At 60.4% G+C, this 20,265-nt stretch carries 20 protein-coding genes; 6 read left to right on the top strand and 14 right to left on the bottom strand.

Translation table 11 applies throughout. The features are described from left to right. Nucleotides 1–2: 2 nt before the first annotated feature. Nucleotides 3–938 (bottom strand): alpha/beta fold hydrolase, encoded by a 936-nt coding sequence (locus ACVW0C_RS06915; protein ID WP_011433031.1) that lies wholly within the window; start codon nucleotides 936–938, stop codon nucleotides 3–5. 96 nt (nucleotides 939–1,034) lie between these two features. After that, entirely contained in the window at nucleotides 1,035–1,562 is a 528-nt protein-coding gene (gene cysC / locus ACVW0C_RS06910) for an adenylyl-sulfate kinase (RefSeq protein WP_457384730.1), read from the bottom strand. Nucleotides 1,563–1,698: 136 nt separating this feature from the next. Here cysC and ACVW0C_RS06905 point away from each other — a divergent pair, with 136 nt between their 5' ends. After that, nucleotides 1,699–2,964: an aspartate aminotransferase family protein gene (locus ACVW0C_RS06905; RefSeq protein ID WP_414418010.1), complete on the top strand. Its 1,266-nt coding sequence runs from the start codon at nucleotides 1,699–1,701 to the stop codon at nucleotides 2,962–2,964. Here ACVW0C_RS06905 and ACVW0C_RS06900 read toward each other — a convergent pair. Further along, nucleotides 2,961–3,308, bottom strand: coding sequence for a hypothetical protein (locus tag ACVW0C_RS06900; protein WP_457384729.1), 348 nt, complete (start codon nucleotides 3,306–3,308; stop codon nucleotides 2,961–2,963). The two genes, ACVW0C_RS06905 and ACVW0C_RS06900, sit on opposite strands and share 4 nt — an antisense overlap. A gap of 243 nt (nucleotides 3,309–3,551) precedes the next feature. Here ACVW0C_RS06900 and ACVW0C_RS06895 point away from each other — a divergent pair, with 243 nt between their 5' ends. Then, entirely contained in the window at nucleotides 3,552–4,376 is an 825-nt protein-coding gene (locus ACVW0C_RS06895; protein WP_011433035.1) for a creatininase family protein, read from the top strand. Nucleotides 4,377–4,521: 145 nt separating this feature from the next. Then, nucleotides 4,522–4,818: a hypothetical protein gene (locus tag ACVW0C_RS06890; protein ID WP_148202718.1), complete on the top strand. Its 297-nt coding sequence runs from the start codon at nucleotides 4,522–4,524 to the stop codon at nucleotides 4,816–4,818. Here ACVW0C_RS06890 and ACVW0C_RS06885 read toward each other — a convergent pair. Beyond that, nucleotides 4,815–6,065 (bottom strand): LL-diaminopimelate aminotransferase, encoded by a 1,251-nt coding sequence (locus tag ACVW0C_RS06885; protein WP_011433036.1) that lies wholly within the window; start codon nucleotides 6,063–6,065, stop codon nucleotides 4,815–4,817. The genes ACVW0C_RS06890 and ACVW0C_RS06885 overlap by 4 nt on opposite strands. Before the next feature lie 204 nt (nucleotides 6,066–6,269). Between ACVW0C_RS06885 and ACVW0C_RS06880 the strand changes: the two genes are divergently transcribed. After that, on the top strand, nucleotides 6,270–7,157 hold the full coding sequence (locus tag ACVW0C_RS06880) for a leucine-rich repeat domain-containing protein (RefSeq protein WP_457384728.1): 888 nt from the start codon (nucleotides 6,270–6,272) through the stop codon (nucleotides 7,155–7,157). 13 nt (nucleotides 7,158–7,170) lie between these two features. On the opposite strand, the gene ACVW0C_RS06875 is transcribed toward ACVW0C_RS06880, so the two are convergent. The 4 genes from ACVW0C_RS06875 to ACVW0C_RS06860 all read right to left on the bottom strand — a co-directional run bounded on the left by ACVW0C_RS06875 (nucleotide 7,171) and on the right by ACVW0C_RS06860 (nucleotide 12,378). After that, nucleotides 7,171–8,349: a DUF3326 domain-containing protein gene (locus ACVW0C_RS06875; protein WP_457384727.1), complete on the bottom strand. Its 1,179-nt coding sequence runs from the start codon at nucleotides 8,347–8,349 to the stop codon at nucleotides 7,171–7,173. A gap of 53 nt (nucleotides 8,350–8,402) precedes the next feature. After that, nucleotides 8,403–9,938, bottom strand: a complete 1,536-nt coding sequence (hemG, locus tag ACVW0C_RS06870) for a protoporphyrinogen oxidase (RefSeq protein ID WP_457384726.1) — start codon at nucleotides 9,936–9,938, stop codon at nucleotides 8,403–8,405. Nucleotides 9,939–10,056: 118 nt separating this feature from the next. Beyond that, nucleotides 10,057–11,367 (bottom strand): homoserine dehydrogenase, encoded by a 1,311-nt coding sequence (locus ACVW0C_RS06865; protein WP_457384725.1) that lies wholly within the window; start codon nucleotides 11,365–11,367, stop codon nucleotides 10,057–10,059. A gap of 204 nt (nucleotides 11,368–11,571) precedes the next feature. Then, nucleotides 11,572–12,378, bottom strand: coding sequence for a GvpL/GvpF family gas vesicle protein (locus tag ACVW0C_RS06860; protein ID WP_414349677.1), 807 nt, complete (start codon nucleotides 12,376–12,378; stop codon nucleotides 11,572–11,574). Nucleotides 12,379–12,626: 248 nt separating this feature from the next. Here ACVW0C_RS06860 and ACVW0C_RS06855 point away from each other — a divergent pair, with 248 nt between their 5' ends. After that, nucleotides 12,627–13,253, top strand: coding sequence for a DUF3318 domain-containing protein (locus tag ACVW0C_RS06855; RefSeq protein ID WP_414374913.1), 627 nt, complete (start codon nucleotides 12,627–12,629; stop codon nucleotides 13,251–13,253). Here the strand turns inward: ACVW0C_RS06855 and surE are convergent. Then, a complete protein-coding gene (gene surE, locus ACVW0C_RS06850) occupies nucleotides 13,176–13,982 on the bottom strand; it encodes a 5'/3'-nucleotidase SurE (protein ID WP_457384724.1) in 807 nt (268 codons plus the stop codon). The genes ACVW0C_RS06855 and surE overlap by 78 nt on opposite strands. 175 nt (nucleotides 13,983–14,157) lie before the next feature. Between surE and gap the strand changes: the two genes are divergently transcribed. Beyond that, nucleotides 14,158–15,174: a type I glyceraldehyde-3-phosphate dehydrogenase gene (gene gap, locus ACVW0C_RS06845; RefSeq protein WP_457384723.1), complete on the top strand. Its 1,017-nt coding sequence runs from the start codon at nucleotides 14,158–14,160 to the stop codon at nucleotides 15,172–15,174. A gap of 59 nt (nucleotides 15,175–15,233) precedes the next feature. Here the strand turns inward: gap and ACVW0C_RS06840 are convergent, their stop codons facing one another. From ACVW0C_RS06840 to dpsA, 5 genes are all read right to left on the bottom strand, one after another. Further along, nucleotides 15,234–16,520: an AmpG family muropeptide MFS transporter gene (locus ACVW0C_RS06840; protein ID WP_457384722.1), complete on the bottom strand. Its 1,287-nt coding sequence runs from the start codon at nucleotides 16,518–16,520 to the stop codon at nucleotides 15,234–15,236. A 615-nt stretch (nucleotides 16,521–17,135) separates the two neighbouring features. Continuing rightward, nucleotides 17,136–18,110, bottom strand: coding sequence for a Gfo/Idh/MocA family protein (locus ACVW0C_RS06835; RefSeq protein WP_457384721.1), 975 nt, complete (start codon nucleotides 18,108–18,110; stop codon nucleotides 17,136–17,138). A gap of 303 nt (nucleotides 18,111–18,413) precedes the next feature. After that, on the bottom strand, nucleotides 18,414–19,073 hold the full coding sequence (locus ACVW0C_RS06830; protein ID WP_457384720.1) for a (2Fe-2S) ferredoxin domain-containing protein: 660 nt from the start codon (nucleotides 19,071–19,073) through the stop codon (nucleotides 18,414–18,416). Beyond that, on the bottom strand, nucleotides 19,057–19,335 hold the full coding sequence (locus tag ACVW0C_RS06825; RefSeq protein WP_457384719.1) for an Asr1405/Asl0597 family protein: 279 nt from the start codon (nucleotides 19,333–19,335) through the stop codon (nucleotides 19,057–19,059). Before ACVW0C_RS06825 ends, ACVW0C_RS06830 begins: the two co-directional genes overlap by 17 nt. A gap of 123 nt (nucleotides 19,336–19,458) precedes the next feature. Continuing rightward, nucleotides 19,459–20,010, bottom strand: coding sequence for a DNA starvation/stress protection protein DpsA (gene dpsA / locus ACVW0C_RS06820; protein WP_457384718.1), 552 nt, complete (start codon nucleotides 20,008–20,010; stop codon nucleotides 19,459–19,461). Nucleotides 20,011–20,265 lie beyond the last annotated feature (255 nt).

The following is a 20,265-nucleotide window of genomic DNA, read 5'->3' as shown; positions in this document are numbered from 1 at the left end:
GCCTAGGGATGGACTTCCGATACAGGGGCAGCTTTGGAAATGGGGGGAGAAGTGGTGGCTGGGATCCCGGTCTCGATCCACCGGTGAATCAGGGCATTGACCTCTTCGGGGCGCTCATCGTGGGGGCAGTGGCCAGCCTCCAGGAAGTATTCCACTGCTTGAGGGTAGTGGGCCCGGTACAGCTTAGAGCGTTCCCGAGCCCGCATCCAGGGATCCCGTTCTCCCCAGATCAACAACAGCGGTCGCACCAAGCTGCACAGCAGCTCATCTACATACCGTCCCTTCTGCCCACCTCGCATCAAGGCCACAAACACATCGGCAGCCCCCGGATCCTGGGTGGGGCGATGGATGGCCTCGACCAGCTGATCGGTCACGGCTGCCGGGTCGTAGTAAACCTGCTTCAGCTTGGCTCGGATCACGTGCGGCTGCCGCAAATACTGAAACAGCAGGTAAGACACCAGGCGCTGGCGCAGGCCCCAGCCCACCAATCCGCCTATCCATTGCCGCCATCCGGTCGGGGATCCTTTGAGCGTGGAAAACCCACCTGCCCCATTCAAGAGCACCACGCCCCGCACCCACTCCGGCCACTCCGCCGCAAAACTGAGCACCACGTAGCCGCCTAGGGAGTTGCCGATCCCCACCACAGGCCGACGGATTACCTGTTGGCAAAAGTCCCGCAGCTGATCCCGCCAGATTTCGGCGCGGTAGTCCCAGTTGGGCTTGGCGGAGCGACCGAAACCCAGCAAATCGATAGCGTACACCTGGTAGTGTTGAGCCAATTCGGGAATGTTCTTGCGCCAGTGGTCGGTGGAGGCTCCAAAGCCGTGCACCAGAAGCAGAGGCTGCCCCTGCTCACCCTGTTTGACGTAATGAACTGACTGCCCCCGCCAGATCCACTGCGCCGAAATGGGAGTGGCCGATGCCGATGTCGAAGCCATAGGAGTTGCTTGTAAGCCTTTCTTAATTCTAGGTTCTTTGCAGCTACTCCAGGGGGAAGCCCACCCTCTACGGGCAACGTAAGAGCAGTGGGCCTGTTAGACATAACCTCTGCTTTTTAGGCTTTGTATCACCAGGTCAATACATTCGGAGATGCTTTGCTCGGCAGTTTTGCACACCACCTCCGGCTGTTCCGGCGGCTCGTAGGGATCGTCAATACCGGTAAAGTGCTGGATTAAGCCTGCCCGCGCCTTTCGATAGAGGCCCTTCACATCCCGGCGTTCGCACACCTCCAGGGGGGCATCCACAAAGACTTCGATAAAGCTGCCAATATACTGCCGTACCTCCTGCCGCACCGCCCGATAAGGGGAAATAGCCGACACCAGCACAATCACCCCGTGCCGAGTCAGCATCTCCGCCACAAAGCCGATGCGGCGAATGTTCTCCTCCCGATCCACTTTGCTGAAGCCGAGCTCTTTGGTGAGATGTTGCCGCACCACATCTCCGTCGAGCACCTCCACCGGCAGCCCCCAAGCGCGCAACTGCTGGGCCACGCCGCAGCTTAGGGTGGTTTTGCCCGCCCCGCTCAACCCTGTAAACCAGACCGTTACCCCCCGCCGCGACATCGGTTCGTAGGGATCCCTGAATCTTGGGCCCTGCCAGAATATCATCTCCAAAAGCAGGGTGGTACACTCGAAACACGGCTTGCGCCAGCCCCAAAGCGCTCCGCGCCGCCAACACGACAGCAATCTTTTACCGGCCATGTCTCCTCTAACTTCGCCTCTTGCCAGTGCCCCCTCGGGATCCCCGACAACTGCCGAGCTGTTTGCCGAGCATGTGATGGCCACCTACGGGCGCTATCCTTTAACCCTGGTGCGCGGGCAGGGGTGTCGAGTTTGGGATGAGCAGGGGCGGGAGTACCTGGATTTTGTGGCCGGCATTGCTACCTGTACTCTGGGGCATGCCCACCCGGTGTGGATTCAGGCGCTCACCGAGCAGGCGCAACAGTTGCATCATGTTTCCAACCTTTACTACAACCAGCCGCAGGCGCAACTGGCCCAATGGCTGACCCAGCACTCCTGTGCCGACAAGGTGTTTTTCTGCAACTCAGGGGCGGAAGCCAATGAGGGAGCCATCAAGCTGGCTCGCAAGTATGCCCACACGGTGCGCGGGATCCAAGATCCGATGATCCTCACCGCCCATGCCAGCTTCCATGGCCGCACCCTGGCCACCATTACCGCCACCGGCCAGCCCAAATACCAAAAAGACTTTGCCCCTCTGGTGCCCGGCTTTGATTACGTTCCCTACAACGACATCGAGGGCACAGCAGCGGTGTTGGAGCGCTGGGGCGAGCGGGTGTGTGCCGTGCTGTTGGAGCCGTTGCAGGGGGAAGGGGGGGTTGTGCCGGGGGATCCCGCCTATTTTCAATGGTTGCGCCGGATCTGCAGCGAGCGGGGCATTCTGCTGATTTTGGATGAGGTGCAGGTGGGCATGGGCCGTACTGGCATGCTGTGGGGCCACTGTAACCTGGGGGTGGAGCCGGATGTGTTCACCTTGGCCAAGGGCCTGGCCGGTGGGATCCCCATCGGGGCCTTGTTGGCGAAAGACTTTTGCGCCGTGTTTCAGCCGGGGGATCACGCCAGCACCTTTGGGGGCAACCCCTTGGCTTGTGCGGTGGGCCTGGCGGTTTGCCGCACGCTAATGTCGGAGAGTTTGGTTTGGAATGCCCAGCAGACAGGGGTGTATCTGCGTCAGGGGCTGTCCCGCTTGGCGGAGCAGTTTCCGCAGCTCGTTGAGCAAGTGCGGGGCTGGGGCCTGATTCAGGGCTTGGTGGTGCGCATCCCGGCGGCTGAAGTGGTCAAGGCAGCCATGGACTGCGGGCTGTTGTTGGTGCCGGCAGGATCCCAGGTGGTGCGCTTTGTGCCCCCCTTGATCGTCACCCCGGCAGAAATTGACGCGGCTCTAGCGATGTTGGCATCGGCTTTGCAAAGGTTGGCCGCCTCCCTTGGCCATTCCGGGGCAGCCTAGCCTCGCCAGACTTGCCGCAGAAATGCCTGCAACTGCTGTCGGGCAGGGAGCTCGTGGGGAGCGGGATCCCTTGCCTGCTCCAAAAGGGGCAACACCTCCTCCGCATAGGCCGGGACAAAGCCGGCAGCAGGCCAGAGCAAATCCGAGGTGGCCCGCAGGTTCAAGACTTGGGATCCCTGCCTGAGCAAGAGAGGTCGCACCCAGAGCAATGCTGGGGATCCCGCCGCAAGATTGTGGAGAGAAGCCTGAATCAGCTCCACATAGAGGGTGGCTTGCGGCCCTGGCAGGGCGAGGATGGGACGGGGTGAGGGTGGAGTGCTGCCCACCTCCACCGGGGCAGGCAAAGGGCGGCTTCTGAAAGGGATATTCTCCACAGAGCCACATCGGGCGGGCAAACGAGGCAACAGGGTCATGCAATCGTTAACTGAAGACGATATGGACTGTACTGATCCTAATCGATGGCCTCCTTACTTTTCTTTGGCAGGCGGGTTGGCCGGGGATCCCGTCTTTGCGGGCATTTCGTGAACCCGATTTTGTGGCATGGTGCTAGGTAGCTTTCTGATCAAACTTGAACGGATCCCGCCATGATGCACACTTTTGTCCCGCCCCACCGCTTTTTCCCCTACCTGACCTGGACGGAGATCCAGGCCATGCCCGACAAAGAGAACGTGGTGATCATTCAGCCGGTTGCCTCAATCGAGCAACATGGGCCCCACCTGCCCCTGGTGGTGGATGCCTGCATCGGCACGGCGATCATTGGGCGCGCCATGGAGAAGCTGGAGCCTGAGATCCCGGCCTATGTTTTGCCCACCCAATGTTACGGCAAAGCCAACGAGCATTGGCATTTCCCCGGCACCATTACCCTCTCGGCTCAAACCCTGATGGCGGTGCTGACAGAAGTGGCAGAGAGCATCTACCGAGCTGGGTTTCGCAAGCTGGTGTTCCTCAATTCCCACGGTGGCCAGCCACAGGTCCTGGAGATTGTTGCCCGCGATCTGCACCAGAAGTATGAAGATTTCATGCTGTTTCCGGTGTCGGTCTGGCGCGTTCCCCACGAAGGACGAGAGCTGTTTACCGAGAAAGAACGGGAATTGGGCATTCACGCCGGCGATGGGGAGACCAGTATGCTGATGCACCTTTTGCCGGACACGGTGCGAACCGACCGATTGGTCTGCGAATATCCCCACGATCTGCCGGAAAACAGCCTGCTCAGCATGGAAGGGCGGATCCCTTTCGCTTGGGCAACTCGCGATCTCACCCAGAGCGGAGTTTTGGGCGATGCCACCGCCGCCACGCCGGAGAAAGGCAAAGTTTTGGTGGAGTCCATGTCTGACGGCTGGGTGCGGCTGATCCGAGATCTGCACCGGTTCCAGCAGCCCAAGGCTTGGCGCAAAGCCCCGCTGCTGGTCTAGGGATCCAGGCAAAAGACCTACGGCCTGCTTTGTGAAAGGCTTTCGCCAGAACTGGCCGACCAAGATACGACCTGCTGACGCGATCAGGGCAGCTTTTTGCTGGGCTGCTGCAAACTCTATTTGCCCAATGGGAAAGGGTGATACCTTGGCCCCAGAACACACCCGTTCTGGTGGAAATGGGGTGGATTTGGGCAAAGTTCACCTGGCCACTGCCCATGAGGGTATGGATATCTTCATCGCTAACGGTCAGGAGCTGCAGTCGAAGCGGCAGTACCCGGAAAGCCGAAGGGGAAGCTGGCCCAGTTGCTGCGTTGCAGGCAAAAGGGTTCGCGGCGGTATCGCCGACTGGTTCGTCATCTTTCCTGTCGGGCCCAAGCTGTTCGCCTCTGGCGGCGGGGAGCGCTTGAAAGAATCCTCGCCCTCTGGGTCAAGACTCAATTAACCAACGGCTCCAGCCCCCGCAAACACGCTGCCAATGCGGCGCATTGCCTCTTCCACGTTGGCGCGGCTGTTGAAAGCGGACAGGCGCAGATAGCCCTCTCCGGCGCTGCCGAAGCCAGAGCCAGGGGTACCCACCACATGGCAGGTGTGCAGCAGCTTGTCAAAAAACTCCCAACTGCTCAGCCCATCGGGTGTTTTCACCCAGACGTAGGGGGCATTCACGCCGCCATAGACTTGGATCCCCACTTCGGCCAACTGCTGGCGAATGATGCGGGCATTTTCCAGGTAAAACTGCACCAGACCTTGCACCTGCGCTTGCCCCGCTTCGGAATAGACCGCCTCCGCCCCCCGCTGCACAATGTAGGACACCCCGTTGAACTTGGTGGATTGACGGCGATACCACAAGCTCCACAGATCCACCCAGGATCCATCGGCAGCTTGCCCCCGCAAAGACTTGGGCACCACCGTAAAGGCACAGCGGGTGCCGGTAAACCCAGCGGTTTTGGAAAAGGAGCGGAACTCGATGGCACATTCCCGCGCCCCTGGAATCTCGTAAATGGAGTGGGGGATCCCGGGCTCGGTGATATAGGCTTCGTAGGCGGCATCGAACAGGATCAGGGAGCCGTGGGCACGGGCATAGTCCACCCAGTTTTGCAGATGCTCCCGTGTGGCCACTGCGCCTGTGGGGTTATTGGGGAAGCAGAGGTAGATCACATCCACCTTTTGGCTGGGCAGGCTGGCGGTGAAGTGATTTTCGGCAGTGATGGGCAGATAGACCAGGCCCTCGTATTCGCCGCGTTCGTTGGCCGGCCCCGTATGGCCCGCCATCACGTTGGTGTCCACATAAACCGGATAGACAGGATCCGTGATGGCGATGGTGTTGTCGTGGCCGAGGATATCCAGGATGTTGCCGCAATCGCACTTGGAGCCATCGGAGACGAAGATCTCGGAAGCGTCGATATCGCAGTTGCGGGCCTGGAAGTCGTGCCGGGCAATGGCCTGGCGCAGCCACTCGTAGCCCTGCTCTGGCCCATAGCCGCGAAAGGTGGCCCGTTCCCCCATTTCCTCCACCGCCCGGATCATGGCCGTTCGACAGGCTTCCGGCAGCGGCTCGGTGACATCGCCAATGCCCATTTTGATAATTTGAGCTTCGGGATGGGCGGTGGCAAAAGCCTGCACCCGCCGGGCGATCTCGGGAAAGAGATAGCCGGTCTTGAGCTTGAGGAAGTGGTCGTTGATCCTGGCCATGGAGGTTTGCCGAAGAGGAGGTCATCGGCTTTTCAGTGTAGCTGTTCGCGCTAGCGGGACGGAGTCCTTAGCCGGTTCCGGGCCAGAACTCTTCTACGTCGCGGTTCCCCTGCCCATGGCAACAACCCCGGCGGAGGCGGGACGGAGTAGGATGCTACCTTGGCAAAGATCCTTTGGAGAGCAGGGATGAAGCAGCAGAGGGGAATGGCTCGGCACGAGAGGTGGGCGGTGGGCCTGTTGGCGATCTGGGTTTGGCTGAGCTGGGGGATGGGGGCCTGGTCTGCTCCCCTTTGTCGGGATCCCCTCTTGCTGCGGCAGATCTTGGCAGCTCTGGGCCGTCCGGAGGTGAAGGTAGAGGAGGTGGCCCTTTTTGATCCGGATCAGTGTCTTGTCCAACTGGTGTTGGATCGCCAGGGGTTGAGCGGCTCCTTGCCGCCCGAAATAGGCCAATTTCGCCGGTTGCGAGCCTTGTCCCTCAGCCACAACCAACTTTCCGGCCCCCTGCCGCCCGAGCTGGGGCAACTCAGCCAGTTGGAAAACCTGTTTCTCGACTACAACGAATTCTCCGGCTCCATCCCATCCGAGCTGGGGCAGTTGCGCAACCTGCGCGGCCTGTTTTTGGATCACAACCAGCTCTCTGGGCCTATTCCCCCCCAGCTGGGGCAACTGCGCCACCTGGAAAACCTCATCCTGCAAAACAACCGCCTCAGCGGCACCCTTCCCGGCCAACTGGGCCAGATGAGCTCCCTCAAGGGCCTGTTTTTGGATCGCAATCAGCTCTCTGGGCCTATTCCCCCCCAACTGGGGCAACTGCGCCACCTGGAAAACCTCTACCTGTCGGACAATCGCCTCAGCGGATCCCTGCCCCCCGAGCTGGCTCAGCTGAATCAGTTACGGGATCTGCGCCTGGCACGTAACCAATTCACGGGAGAACTGCCGACCTTTTTGGCAGAACTGCCCCGACTGGAGCGGCTGCACATCGAGGGAAACCCCGGCCTCTGCTTGCCGGCCGCCCTGTCGGAGTGGTTTGCCGGCCTAAACCCGGCGGATCCCCTGCCATCTCCCCTCTGCTCATGGACTCCGTCCCGCTAACGCGACCGGTAGCCTACTGGGACTCCGTCCCGCTCAAGTGCTCCGCACCGCGACCGCGAACGGCGCAAGTGTGGGATCCCAGCTTTTCCGGGGGGGAGGGGGAGAGCCGTAGCGACGACCAGGCCACTCCTGCTCGATGGGCCACCACCACTCCAATCGCCTCTAGATAGGAGGTTACCGACACATGAGGGATCCCCAACTGGCGGGGATGCACCTGCATCACGGTGGTGTTTTCCTCGACGGCAATGAAAAGCGGAGGACGAGTAAGAACTCCGTCCGTTCGCGTCAGCGGCGGAGCATTGTGGTGGGGTTGCGACAGCATTGCGGAGCCATAACGGCTGGCCAGGTGCAGCAAGCCAGGCCCCCCAAAGGCAGTGGCCGGGGCAATGACGCTGTCCACCTGCTCTGCTGTCAGGTCGCCCGGTTGGACGGGATCCCCGCTCTTGACAAATTGGGGAGCGTAGCTGAGGCCCACCAAAACCGAAGGCAAGAAGGTAAACCCCACCTCTTCAGCAGCAGCGCGGGGGTGAACCGGCTTGGGGAAAGTCTCAGGGTAGAAAGCGGGGGCATGGGCACAAGGGATCCGCAACTCCCGCACCACCAGGTGGCTGATCAGGGCTTCGACGCCGGCCAGGGGATCCACCCCCCTTCCCTGCTCGTACTGGCTGAAGTCCAAGTCATCCGGAAAGCGGGCCACCACGGCAATGGCCTCTGCCCCCAGGCGAACCAGCTCCTGGGCAGTCTCCAAGAGAGCATCAGGCTGGGCCAGGGATCCCTGGCTGGCTCCTGAGGGGGAGAAGCCGACGGAAACGCCCAAGGGTTGGCGGGTCAAGCGCCAGGGGCCAATGTTGAGCCCCAAGGTGGCCTGAGCAGCCTGCATCACCTGCAGGTGGCGTTGTTGCAGATCGGGGGGGATCCCGGCATCCAGCACCACCCCAACACAGTTTTGGCGCACTGGCCGCAAATTCCACACCCCCGCACAGAACTGATCCAGGCCGTACCCTTCCACGTACAACACGTTCCCCATCGGCCAAAACAAACTGGCTCCGTTTAACACGTTGGGATGGGTAATGACCCGCTCTGCGGCTGCTGCCAGGGTGCGGGCAACAGGCAGGGCATCCCCGGCAAAACCACCGATGCGGGCACCAATGCCGGTGGGGATGAGCAGGAGGCTGGTGTAGGGATGGCTCATGCTGCTATGTCTACAGCACTCTATGCTGCTACACGTGAACGGGAACCGCACCGCTAACGCCGGACGGACAGGATCTGCTGGGCTAGGGCCTCGGCCCGCCGCACACAATCTCCCAAGGCCACGCCATCCAGGTAGTTGGCACACACCCACACCCCTGGGGTTTGGTCGGCCAGGCTGGCCTGCAATTGGGCAATCCGCTGCCGGTGGCCAAGCGTATATTGCGGGATAGCCTGGGGCCACAGGCGCTCTCCCAGTCGGATGGGTTCGACAGGGCGGGTGAGCAGGATCTGGCTGAGTTCTGCATGCACAATTTGGGCCCGCTCGTCAGGGGAGAGCGCCGTAATGGGCGGGATCCCTTTCTGGCGGGCAAAAGCCGCGTCGGTGGCCCCCCCAATGAAGCTGACCAGGCAGTGATAGCCCTGAGGAGCCCGCTCTGGGAAGAGGGAGGAGGCCCAGATGGTGCCCAGGGTGCGCAGGCCCTGAGAGCGAGGGATCAGATGGCCAAACCCTCGCAGCGGTTGGGGGAGGGCTTCTTCTGGATAGGCCAAAGCCACCACCGCCACAGGCGGGTAGGGGATTTCCCTCAGCAGCCGGCTGGCCTGGGGGTTGAGATCCTGCAGGAGGGTGGCAGCAGCGTAGGCAGGGAGGGTGAGCACCACCTGTTGAGCCGCCACCCAGTGGATTTCTTCTGGGGCCGTGTGCTCTGCACCGCTGTCGTGTATGACGAAGCCCACCCGGTAGCCCGTCTCATCCCGCTTGAGATGCACAGCCCGCCAGCCCAGCCGCAGCGCACTGCCCAGTTTCTGGGCAATCGCCTCAGGTAGCTGCTGCAACCCCTGCCGCAGGTTACCCAGTTGGCCCCGCTTGGGAGGAGGTTGGATAGGGGAGTTGGCGCTGTCCTGGTGACGGGTTCGCGGGAGCGTCGCGTAGCGATAACGGCTGCGCAAAGCCTGCACAGCACCGGCAAAGAGGCTGCCGTAGCGTTCTTCCAAGCCGGCAATGCGGGGGAAGGCTGCCAAGGCGCTGAGCTGATCCGGATCCCCGGCATACACCCCTGAGGTGAAAGGTTCGACCAGCCGTTCCACCACCTCGGATCCCAGTTGCCGCCGGAAGAATTGCCGCACCGTTTCCTCTCCGCCTGGCGGCGGCGCAACAAACCCCAACAACCCACGCAAGGCCCGCAACTTGCCGCCCACGCTCAACAGCCGCGAGCCAATGGCTGCAGAAGGGCTCAGGGGCACCGGCAGCAGCTCTTTTTCCCAGTAGATGTAGCGGGGCAACTGGGCATCGGCCAGCACCAGGTGCTCCGCCAAGCCCACCTCGGCAATGAGGTTAAGCAGGGCGGGGACGGGGGTAAAGCTGTTGGGGCCCTCTTCCCAGCGATAGCTGTCTTTGGATTGGGTGGAGATACAGCCCCCCACGCGGGAGCTGGCCTCGGCCAGGAGCAGCGGCTGGGTGGATTCATCCTTGGGGGATAAGCCCTGTTGTAATCGCAAGGCCAACGTTAGGCCGCTGATGCCCGCCCCGACCACCACCACCTCGGCCTGCGAGGGCTGCGTCCCGCTAAAGTGCTCAACAGAAGAGTTCATCTTTTGGGTTCCAACGGGGTTTTCAATCCTCAAGAGTCAAACAATTATGCTCTGAGCCGCTCCCCGTCCCACCAGCGCGTTCGCGTCAGCGGTGCGGAGCATTTTGGATCTATAGCAGCTAGCGCAGCACCCGAAATAGGCTGGGGATCCCGGCTACCTGGGGCAGTTGTTGGATCTCGGCCAGCGCCTGTCGGCAGTCGGCCTCCCGGACGGTGTGGGTGAGGATGACGATCTCCGCCTGCTCTTGGTGACATTCCTTTTGGGTAATGCTCTCCAGGCTAACCCGGTGGCGACCGAAGCAGGTGCCAATCGCCCCCATTACCCCCGGCTGATCCTGAGCCAACACCCGCACGTAAAACTCCGACTCCAATTCCGAGAGAGGGATCAAAGAGGCGGCAGCGGGGAAGCAGGAGAATCCCCACAGCGGATTGGGGGCATCAGCCCCCGTTTGCCGGTGGGCAATCAGGGTCAGCAGATCGCCGACAACGGCACTGGCAGTCGGCCCCCGCCCCGCCCCCGGCCCCGACAGCACCACCTGCCCCAAAGGATCCCCCTGCACCAGGACGGCATTGTCCACACCGTTGATGTTGGCCAAGGGGTGGGTAGAGGGCAGAAGGGTGGGGTGAACCCGGATATCCAAAGCCATCTTCGCTGCCTCCCCGCCAGAGTTGGCCCTTTGGGCGATGGCCAAGAGCTTGAAGGTGTAGCCCCACTCGCGGGCATAGCGAATGTCGGTGGGGCTGATGCCGCGGATCCCTTCGCAGGGGATGGCTTCCCGCTTCACAGACACCCCGAAAGCAAGGCTGGCCAAAATGGCGATCTTGTCGGCGGCATCCCACCCTTCCACATCGGCGCTGGGATCCGCTTCGGCGTAGCCGTGGGCCTGGGCCAGGGCCAGGGCTTCCTCAAATGAGCTGGCCGCCTGGGTCATCTGGCTGAGGATGAAGTTGGTGGTGCCGTTCACAATGCCCCAGACCGCCTGGATGTGGCTGGCCTGCAGGGACTGTTGCAAGGGCTGCAGAATGGGGATCCCGCCCCCAACTGCCGCTTCCAGGAGCACCGAGACTTTGGCTTGGGCTGCCGCCTGAAAGATCTCCTCTCCGTGGCGGGCGATCACCGCTTTGTTGGCCGTGATCACCGGTTTGCCGTGGTCAATGGCTTTTAAGATCAAGCTGCGGGCCGGCTCCAAGCCCCCCATCAGCTCGATGACCACGTCGATTTCCGGATCCGACACGATTTGCTCCAGATTGGTGGTCAGGCGCTCAGGCGGGATCCGCACTTGCCGTGGCTTGTCCAAAGAGCGCACCCCCACCGCCGCAATCTCAACCGACTGCAAGAGAGGATGCCGGGGTTGCTGCAGAATTTGCACAACACCCGTGCCAACCGTGCCCAGCCCCAATAGCCCAACTCGTTCGCGGTAGCGGCGCATAGCGCTTTAGACCACAACTCTTCCTTTTGCCTGCTGTTCCCGTTAGCGGGACGGAGTCCTTTGCCCTGTGAGGGCTCCGCCTCGCCAATGCAAACAGGAAGCGGACGGGATCCCCTCACCATTATCACGCTTGGATCCACGCTCTGCTAACGCGACCATGATCCGCATGCAGAGCACTTTGTTCGCGCTAGCGGGACGGCGTCCTTAGTTGGGATCTATACACTTGTCCGCCAGAGAATCCCGCAAGGCACGGACAAAGTGATAAGGGGGCAAAGGGGCGCTCCAATCCAGTTGCCAATGGGGGTGCTGAGCCAGCCAGGTTTGGGTGAGCTGAAGGGCGGCTTCCCACTCGGCAGGGGTGAGCAAAAAGTAAAGCCGCAAGGCTTCTCCTGGCTGGGGATCCCCCCTTTGCACAGGCCAGGTGGAAGGCCAAAGCTGCTGTAGGGCTTGCTGCTCCTGCTCTTGCTGCTCTTGGGCCTGTCGTTGCTGGAGATAGGCTTGCTTGCGGGCCAACAGATAGGCCGTCCCGCTTAGGGAGGGCTGTGGCTCCGGTTGGGGCTGAGGTTGAACCCTTCCTTTGAGACAGTACTCGGCCCGCCCCCCAATGGCTGCGAGGGCTTGTTCGTACTCCGTCTGCCGGGACAGCAGGTGGGATCCCAGCTTTTCTGCTGAGAGGAAGCAGGTGCCGAAGCGCAGGGGCAGCACCGGCATCTGGGCGAACAGTCGGCAGATCACCTGGTCGTGGCGCAGGGCAGAGCGCACCAACACCTCATCCGAGACTTGCAGCGACTCTGGATCCTGCATCGGCTCCACAGCAGCGGCAATTCGGCTGCCTGTCGGGGAGAACACCTGCACCGACCGATGGATCCCCTCGGTTTGCCGGATGAAGGGCAAAAGCTCTGGCGCTGGCTGCGGGAAGAAGGCGTAGGTGTAAAGGGGGCTGTTGATACTCTGCTCATTCCCGTCAGCAGTACGGAGCACTTGGGGTTCTGGCTGAGCTGGGAAGGTCATGGTCTCGGATTTAAGACGAGTAGGTAAGACGGGTAGGCTCGCCTTCCCAGTCTACGCAACCTAGGATTGGGATCTTTGAAACCTACAGGGTTCCACCTATAGAGTTCCACGGCCAGAGTTCCACGGCCAGCCTGGAGATGCGATAGACTAACCTCGCATCGGTTCTGCACAGGCTGGGGTGTCTGGGGCCGGAACAGCGCCCGTGTTCAGGCGGGCTCCCCGCCTCAATGCCCCTAACAGGTGAGGCCATGAACAGCCGCCCAGATTTCAAATCCTTTGAAAAAGAAGAAACCGAACGGTTGCGGGATCTGCTCCCCGCTTCTTTCCGACCCTTGATCAGCGTCGTTCCCCACTTCGGGGGTGAAGCCCTGCTCATCTCCCGCCGCAAAGCCCCTTGGCAGCCCCAGGGCACCATCGCCATCGATTTTCGCCGTTGGCAAGGGATCCCTCAGCCGCAGCGGGATCTGTTGTTTCTGCGGGAGGTGGGCTGGCTGGACAATCGCAACTGGCTGCAGCCGGGGTTTTACCAATCGCTGGCCTTGTTCGGGGGCATCACCACCGTTGCGGAGCTCTCTTTGCAGCACCCTTTTTCCGCTCTGTTGGCAGGTGGCATTACAGCTCTCTCCGTCCGGCAGATCTGGCAAAACCTGAACCGGGAGAGCGCCCATTTCGATGCTGATGAATTTGCCCTGCGCCGTGCTCAGTTTCGCGGCTACACCCGACAGGAGGCCGCTCAACACCTGGCAGATGCCATAGAACAGGTTCTGAAGCTGGATCCCACCGACATCCTGACGGCGCTACGGCTGCAACGGCTGAGAACCATTGCCCGCAACCTGGCTTCTACCCCCCCCAGCGGAAACGCCTGGTCGCGTTAGCGGGACGGAGTCCTTGGCCAGTTGCACTTGGGTGATGGCCACCCGACCGGAGAAGCAGATGTCGGTATCGGTTTGGGGATCCCGAGCGCGCTCCGCATAGCGGCCCTGATAGCGAAACCACAGCGACTCTGCCCCATTTCCCTCGGCTTCCACCGCATAATCGAGCGGCAGGGGTTGGGTGCAGAGGGGACAATAGACCCGCTCCGGCAGAGGGGATCCGGCGGGCAAGTGGGGCAGGTTCACATTCCAAAACGCCCCCCTGGGCAGGGGTTGTTCCATCAGCTCCGCCAAGATTTCCCGCGTCCACCGCTGGGCTTGCTCCCAGTCGATGGGTTGGCCCCCTGCTCGGTATTGGGAAATGGCAATTCCCGGGATCCCGCGCATCGCTGCTTCCCGTACCGCCGCCACCGTTCCCGACAGATACACATCCGATCCAAGATTTCCCCCCTCGTTGATACCGGAAAGCACCCAATCCACCGATGGGGCCAGCTTGAATAGGGCCACCCGCACACAGTCGGCAGGGGATCCCTCGACGGCAAAGGTGCGCTCGCCGCGGGCCAAGGCCCGAAAAGGTCGCCCCGTTGTCACCTGGTGGCTGCAGCCGGAAATCTGCTGGTGGGGGGCCACAATCCAACAGTGTTCTTCCGGGATGAGAGAGTTGAGGGCCAACTTGAGGTTGGCCAGCCCGGCAGCCTCGATGCCGTCATCGTTGGTCAGCAATACCTTCATTCCTACTTTTCCCTTCTGCCGGCAACTTCTTGGGTGAGTCCCAGTGGCAAATCTGGAGATCTTGGGTGCAAAAGCGATGGGGATCCCGTTCTTCTTTTACCCTATCCCTAGGGGGGCAGCGTCTCCCATGCCGCGTCCCCTGATCCATCGTATAAACTGATACCGGAGGATTGCGATGACCACACGGGTAGCCATTAACGGATTTGGTCGCATTGGGCGGGCCTTCCTGCGGGTGCTGCTGTCTCAACCAGCTCCAGAGCTGGAGGTGGTGGCAGTCAATGACCTGACCGAACCCGACAACTTGGCCTACCTGCTCCAGTTCGACTCGGCCTATGGGCGCCTGCCCCAAACCGTGAGCGCGGTGGACGGGCATCTGCAAATCGGCAGCCACCTGAAAGTCCGGGTTTTGGCAGAGCGGGATCCGGCACAACTGCCCTGGAAAGATCTGGGGGTTGACCTGGTGGTGGAATCGACCGGCTTGTTCACCAAACGAGACGGGGCCGCCAAACACCTGGAAGCCGGGGCCAAAAAGGTGATCATCTCTGCTCCTGCCAAAGGCCCCGACTTGACGGTGGTGATGGGGGTCAACGATGACCAATACGACCCGGAGCGGCATCACATCATCTCCAATGCTTCCTGCACCACCAACTGCTTGGCGCCGCTGGCCAAGGTTTTGTTGGATCGCTTCGGCATCGAGACCGGCTTTCTCACCACTTGCCATGCCTATACCGCCACTCAGGCAATTGTGGATCGCCCGGATCCCAAAGATTATCGGCGGGGCCGCTCAGCAGCAGTGTCGATCGTGCCTTCCACCACCGGGGCCGCCACGGCAGTGGCCGAGGTTTTGCCCGCCCTGAGAGGGAAGATGGATGGCCTGGCGCTGCGGGTGCCCACCTTGACCGGCTCGATTGTGGACTTTGTGGTGCGTACCGAGCAGCCCATCACCAAAGAAGCCGTCAACCAAGCCTTTATCGAGGCTGCAGAAGGCCCGCTGCGCGGCATCCTGGCCATTGCTCCACCGGAGATCGTCTCGGCGGATATCGTCGGGGATCCCCACTCTTCCATTGTGGATTTGGGATCCACCATGACCTTAGGGGATCGCACGGTGAAGGTGCTCTCCTGGTATGACAACGAGTACGGCTATGCGGCGCGGCTGGTGGATCTGGCGGCCAAAATCGGGGCTGCGCTGTAGGCGGCCATCCTTGTTGCGTTCAAGGCAAGGCTATTAGAACCGGATTTGCGGTGGGGCAGTTACGGTTCAGATGCGGTTGTGGCCGGGGTTGCAGGCGATGAAGGGGGGCCGAGCCACAGCAGGATCACCATTGCCGGAGCGGCTGTCATCGCCGTGATCAGATAAAACAAAGGCCAATTGACCGCAGCCGCCAAATAGCCTGACACAGCCCCGGCCAAGGTTCCCCCCACGGCAAACACACTGGTGAGCAAAGCATACTGAGTGGCACTAAATTGCCGGTCGCAGAGGCTCATCAAAAAAGCCAGAAAAGCAGCCGTGCCCATGCCCCCGGCCATGTTGTCGAAAATGGTTGCCCCCAGCAGCAGCGGATAGTTTTGCCCCACCAACCCAATCGCTCCCAGGCCCAAATTGCCGATCCCTTGCAATGCCGCGAAGATGAACAGGCAGCGGTAGGTGCCGATGCGGCTGACCCACTCCCCCCCCACAAAAGCCCCAGCCAAGGTGGCCAACAAGCCTATCCAACTGCGGATAATGCCCAGATCGCTGGTGCTAAACCCCGTCTGCAACAAAAATGTGGGGGTCATTTGCCCTGCCAAGCTATCCGGCAACTTGAAGCAGACCACAAACAGCAGGATCGCCCAGGCCAAGCGGTGCCGCCAAAAAGATTGAAACGGCTCGATGATGGCCGACCGCAAAGAGGTAGGCTTGAGGGCGCTGTTTTCCGGCTCAGGGGCCAAAAACGAGGTAATCAACCCGATCAACATCAGCAGCGCCATGATCCCGTACACCTGCCACCAGGGCAAATAGTCCGCCAAGATCAAGCTCACGCCACTGCTGACCAGCAGCGCGATGCGGTAGCCGAATACAAAAATCGCTACCCCTGCCCCCATCTCCCGCTCTGCCAAGATATCGGTACGGTAGGCATCCACCGCGATGTCCTGAGAGGCGCTCAAAAAAGCCACCAGCAACCCCACCAGAAAGATCGGGCGGGTGAAAACTGTGATGCCCGGCCAAGTCTGGGCCAGCTCTTCCCATCCCAAGGCTTCCAGCCAGGTTTGGGTCGGATCCTGAAAACCCAGTAGCCCTATGCTGAGCAGCAACAGCACCTGGGTCAGGGCCATCCACCCCCGCCGCCGACCGCCCCGCAGGGATCCCGGTGCCGGCAACAGAAATCGATCCAGAACAGGCGACCACAAGAACTTAAAGGAGTAGGGCAAATTGAGCAGGTTAAACAAGCCGATGGCAATGGTGGTCAAGCCCGCTTGGGTCAGCCAAGCATTCAAGGTGGTGTTGATCAGCAGCAGCGGCAAACCCGAAGAAAACCCCAACAGCAGCAGAACGCCCATCTTAGAGCTGCCGTAGACGCCCAACATCCGCCTCAAGACGCTTGCCCCCGCCTCAATCATGACTAGCCCTCCCCGCCATCCTGTCTATTTTCAGGGATCCCTGTATTGCCAGTATGGTCATTTCAATTAAACTAGGGCACTGCACCCACACCTAAAACTCTGAGTGCAGCAGGCTATAGGGCTTTTCAAGGACTCCGTCCCGCTGGCGCGATCAGCAGCCCAGGCGTCTCACCTTAACCTGAAATGACCATAACATCCCAGTGAAACTCCCCATTGCGTAGCTCCCCTCTCTCAAGGGGAGAGCATGACTCTAGTCAATAATAAGCTCAACTATACTGAAAATAATGTATAATATGTTCAGTACGGATTACTACCAGTTGATCTTTCTGTTTACTTTCGAGTCTGCCAACATGGTAGCCAAAGCAAAGCAGAAAATTGGTAGTAAGACGACACGGAAACTGCGCTTTGGGTATTCTACTCAAAGCTTTGCGGGATACCGCCATTCTGTTTGGACTCCGTCCCGCTAACGCGAATGGAAACAAACAGAATGCTATCGCTGCATAGTTGAACAGTGATGTTCAGCAGTGTTCAGCGTAAATGTATCAGGGACTTCCCTTAGGGCCAATCCTGAACGCAAACCACCTGCTGGGTTTGGGCAGATCGCTCGGCTGCCTCGGCCACCGCCAGGGCGTGGAGCATGTTTTCAGTATGGATATAGAGGGGTCTGCCGTGGCGCAGGTGATCCAGCACCATGCGGGTGTCTTGCTCGAACAGGCCGTGGCGGGATCCCGTCTCTAGAGGGTGGGCGCTGCCGGGCCGCAGCAACGTTGCCTCTTCGCCGTTGATCAATAGGCCCCCCCGTTGACCGTGGAACTCCAGTAGCCGCTGCGAGCACCACAGGGAATCCCCCTTGCCATAGGTCAACACCGCCAGCAACCCACTGGCAAAACTCAGCTGGGCTGTGCAGTAGCAACTGCTGTAGCGCTGGGGCAGATCCGGCCCGTCGTAGCGCAGTTGGCAGCTCACCCGTTCTACCCTGCCCAACAAGTCCACCAAGCGGTGGATGCGAGAAACAGCCCCCATGAGGGGGAAACCAAACAACTCAGGCCGATAGGTCCAGCGATCGGGGGCGGGGTGGGTGGCGGTGAGAGTGATGTAGCGAACGGCAAAGAGCTTGCCCAACCCTTCCAGCTCTTGTTTCAGCAACCGGTGAACGCCGCTAATTAGCTCGATGTGTTCGACGTGCAGCAGCACTTGCCGCTCGGCTGCCAATTGCACCAAGGAACGCGCTTCGGCAGCGCTGAGGGCGAGGGGATATTCCACGACGGTGTGGATCCCTGCCTCCAGAGCAGCACGGGCAATGGCGGCATGATCCCGATTGATGGTGCTGACAAAAACCAGATCCAGCCGCTGCTCGCCCAACAGAGAAGACCAGTCCGAATAGGCGACGGCCCCCAACTCGGCGGCAAAAGCATCGCTCCGGTCGGGAGCTCGACCGGCAACAGCGACAATCTGCACTTGCCCATCTTTGCGCAAGGCCTCGGCCCGTGAGCGAGCTGCGTAGCCGGTGCCGATGATCCCCACCCGCAAGGTTTGTTCCCTCCCCTAGCCTGCCTCTGTCTGTAGCATCACACAGGAGGGATCCCTTCCACCAGCTGGCAATCGGGATCTCGCTCTCCCCAGGTCTACTGCTGCACCCTTTGCACCATTCATTTCCGATTGCAGCAACCTGTGTGATTGTGTTGGCTCTCCTCTCCCGGGGGGCAAGGGCAGTCAATTGCAGCCCACCACCGGGAAAAAGAAAGGAATCTGTCTCAAACCAACCCAAAGCGGCTCCTCTGCAGAAGGAAAATCACTCGTGCCCGCCCCACAGAGCCGTTCGCCGATGGAGGGTCAGCGTGGGCATTGGGAAGAAGCCGCTGTCTCAACCTGCTGTACCCGCGACGCAATGGCAAAATGCCGCTCCAACAAAGCCGGGATCCCTTGGGGGGAAACGCCGCTATAACGGGCTTTGTCGGGCATAAACACCACATGGGGGCCCCGTTTGCAATCTTTCATGCAGCCCACCCCCTGCACGCAAATCGAACCAGAGTAGGCGGCCAAGTGGGCGTTCAGGGCTTGCATCACCGCTCCGGCCCCACGCCGATAACAGTCGGATTTCTGGCAGACCAGCACCTTACCTTTGATGTCTGTACCTTTGATATCTCCTTTGATATCTGTGATGTTTGGAGCAACCGGTTCGGAAGCTGCCTCAGCCCCAGAAGCCGAAGACAAACCCCCCGCCCTCTCTCCGAGGGGAACCACCCGGTAAAGCACCCACTTCTCTCGCCCTTTGTGCGGATCCACCTCCCGCTCCCCACAGATCTGCACGGTGTCTCCAGGTTTGAGGGTGCGGTAGAGGGCAGAGCGCAGAGACTTGGGAATCTTGCCGGAAAAAACGTCCGCTCCGGCTTGCCAACGCAGGTACTTGAGCTTGCCGTCTTTATCGGGAAGAAATCCCAAAAACCGGCCTTCCGACTCAAACGGGATCCCTTGCTTAGGGAACTTGCTCATCTTGACCCCCAGCCTCTGTGTTGAGCTGCCAACAAACCTCTAGGCCATCCAATAACTCCTGTCGCCGCGCTGTGTGCTGACGGATCACACTGCGCACCTGTAGAACAGCCAATGGAGTACTCACCTCCACCCGCAGACGACCATCTCCTGTACAAATCGCCGGGATCCCCAATTCCATCAGCCGCCGACCAACGCGCCAGCGCTCGCCCAGAGGAATGTTCAAGAGATAGCCGCGCTCAGAGTCCAGAAAGACGGGGTTCATGGCCGGGATCAGCACCTCAGAGTAAAGAATAGTGAAGAGATGAAACAAATTCTCAATAGCCTTTCAAAAAAAAGCCAGAGGTCGGAAAACAGGCAGGCTCAAGCCCACCTGTGGACCTTCTGGCTAGGCTCTGCCGTTCATCAAGCCGAACACCAGGCTATCGTTGGCCAGGAAGTGACGGAGATGGAAGGCGCGATCCTCTGTTTTCAACAGGATTTGCTCGTAGAGGTAGCGAGTGGCCCGATCCCCAAGGCTCTCCGCCTGGGCTGCCTGTCGCCGCAGCAGATCGATGATGGCCTGCTCTGCCGCCAGGTCGTTCATTAACATTTGCCGCGCCCCAAAAGCTCCATCCGGCTCAGGGGTAAAGCAGCAAAGCTGGGCCAAGGTGGCAAAGCTGGCTACCGGCACACCTCCCAGCCCTTCTAGGCGTTCTCCCAGGTCGTGGACATGCTCCCTCGCCTGCTCGTAGTGATCTTTGAAGAGTTGGTGCAGCGGATAGAACTCAGTGCCTTCTACCACGAAGTGATGCTTCTGGTACTGCAAGTACAGCCCCTGGAAGCTGGCCAGCAGGGCGTTCATCCCCTCGCAAACCGGCTGGGTTATCTCAGTGCCAAGCAAGACAGGATTGTCGCGCACGCTGTTGAAAGACTGGCGCAGGGTTGAAGTTTCGGACATAAAACTCTCCAGCACAAGTTAAAAGGAGCTGTGAATCCTAGAGCGCCCGCCACAACGGGCCTGGGATCCTTGGGTGTTTATCCCCAAATCTAGCATAGTGCAGAAAATGGCTCTTGTGAATAATTCTCAATAAGCCCGTTGTTGCAGATCCCTTTGGAGTGGGATCAGCTAGAAATCGCAGGAGCCCCGCACTGTACCCGTAGGGTCAGTGCCGGGAGGAATGCGCTTTGATGAAGTACAATGAACTTATGAGCC

It is taken from the genome of Thermostichus sp. OS-CIW-26, from assembly GCF_054058395.1.
Note: the sequence above shows the minus strand (reverse complement) of the source record. Positions and strands in the feature narration are given on the sequence as shown.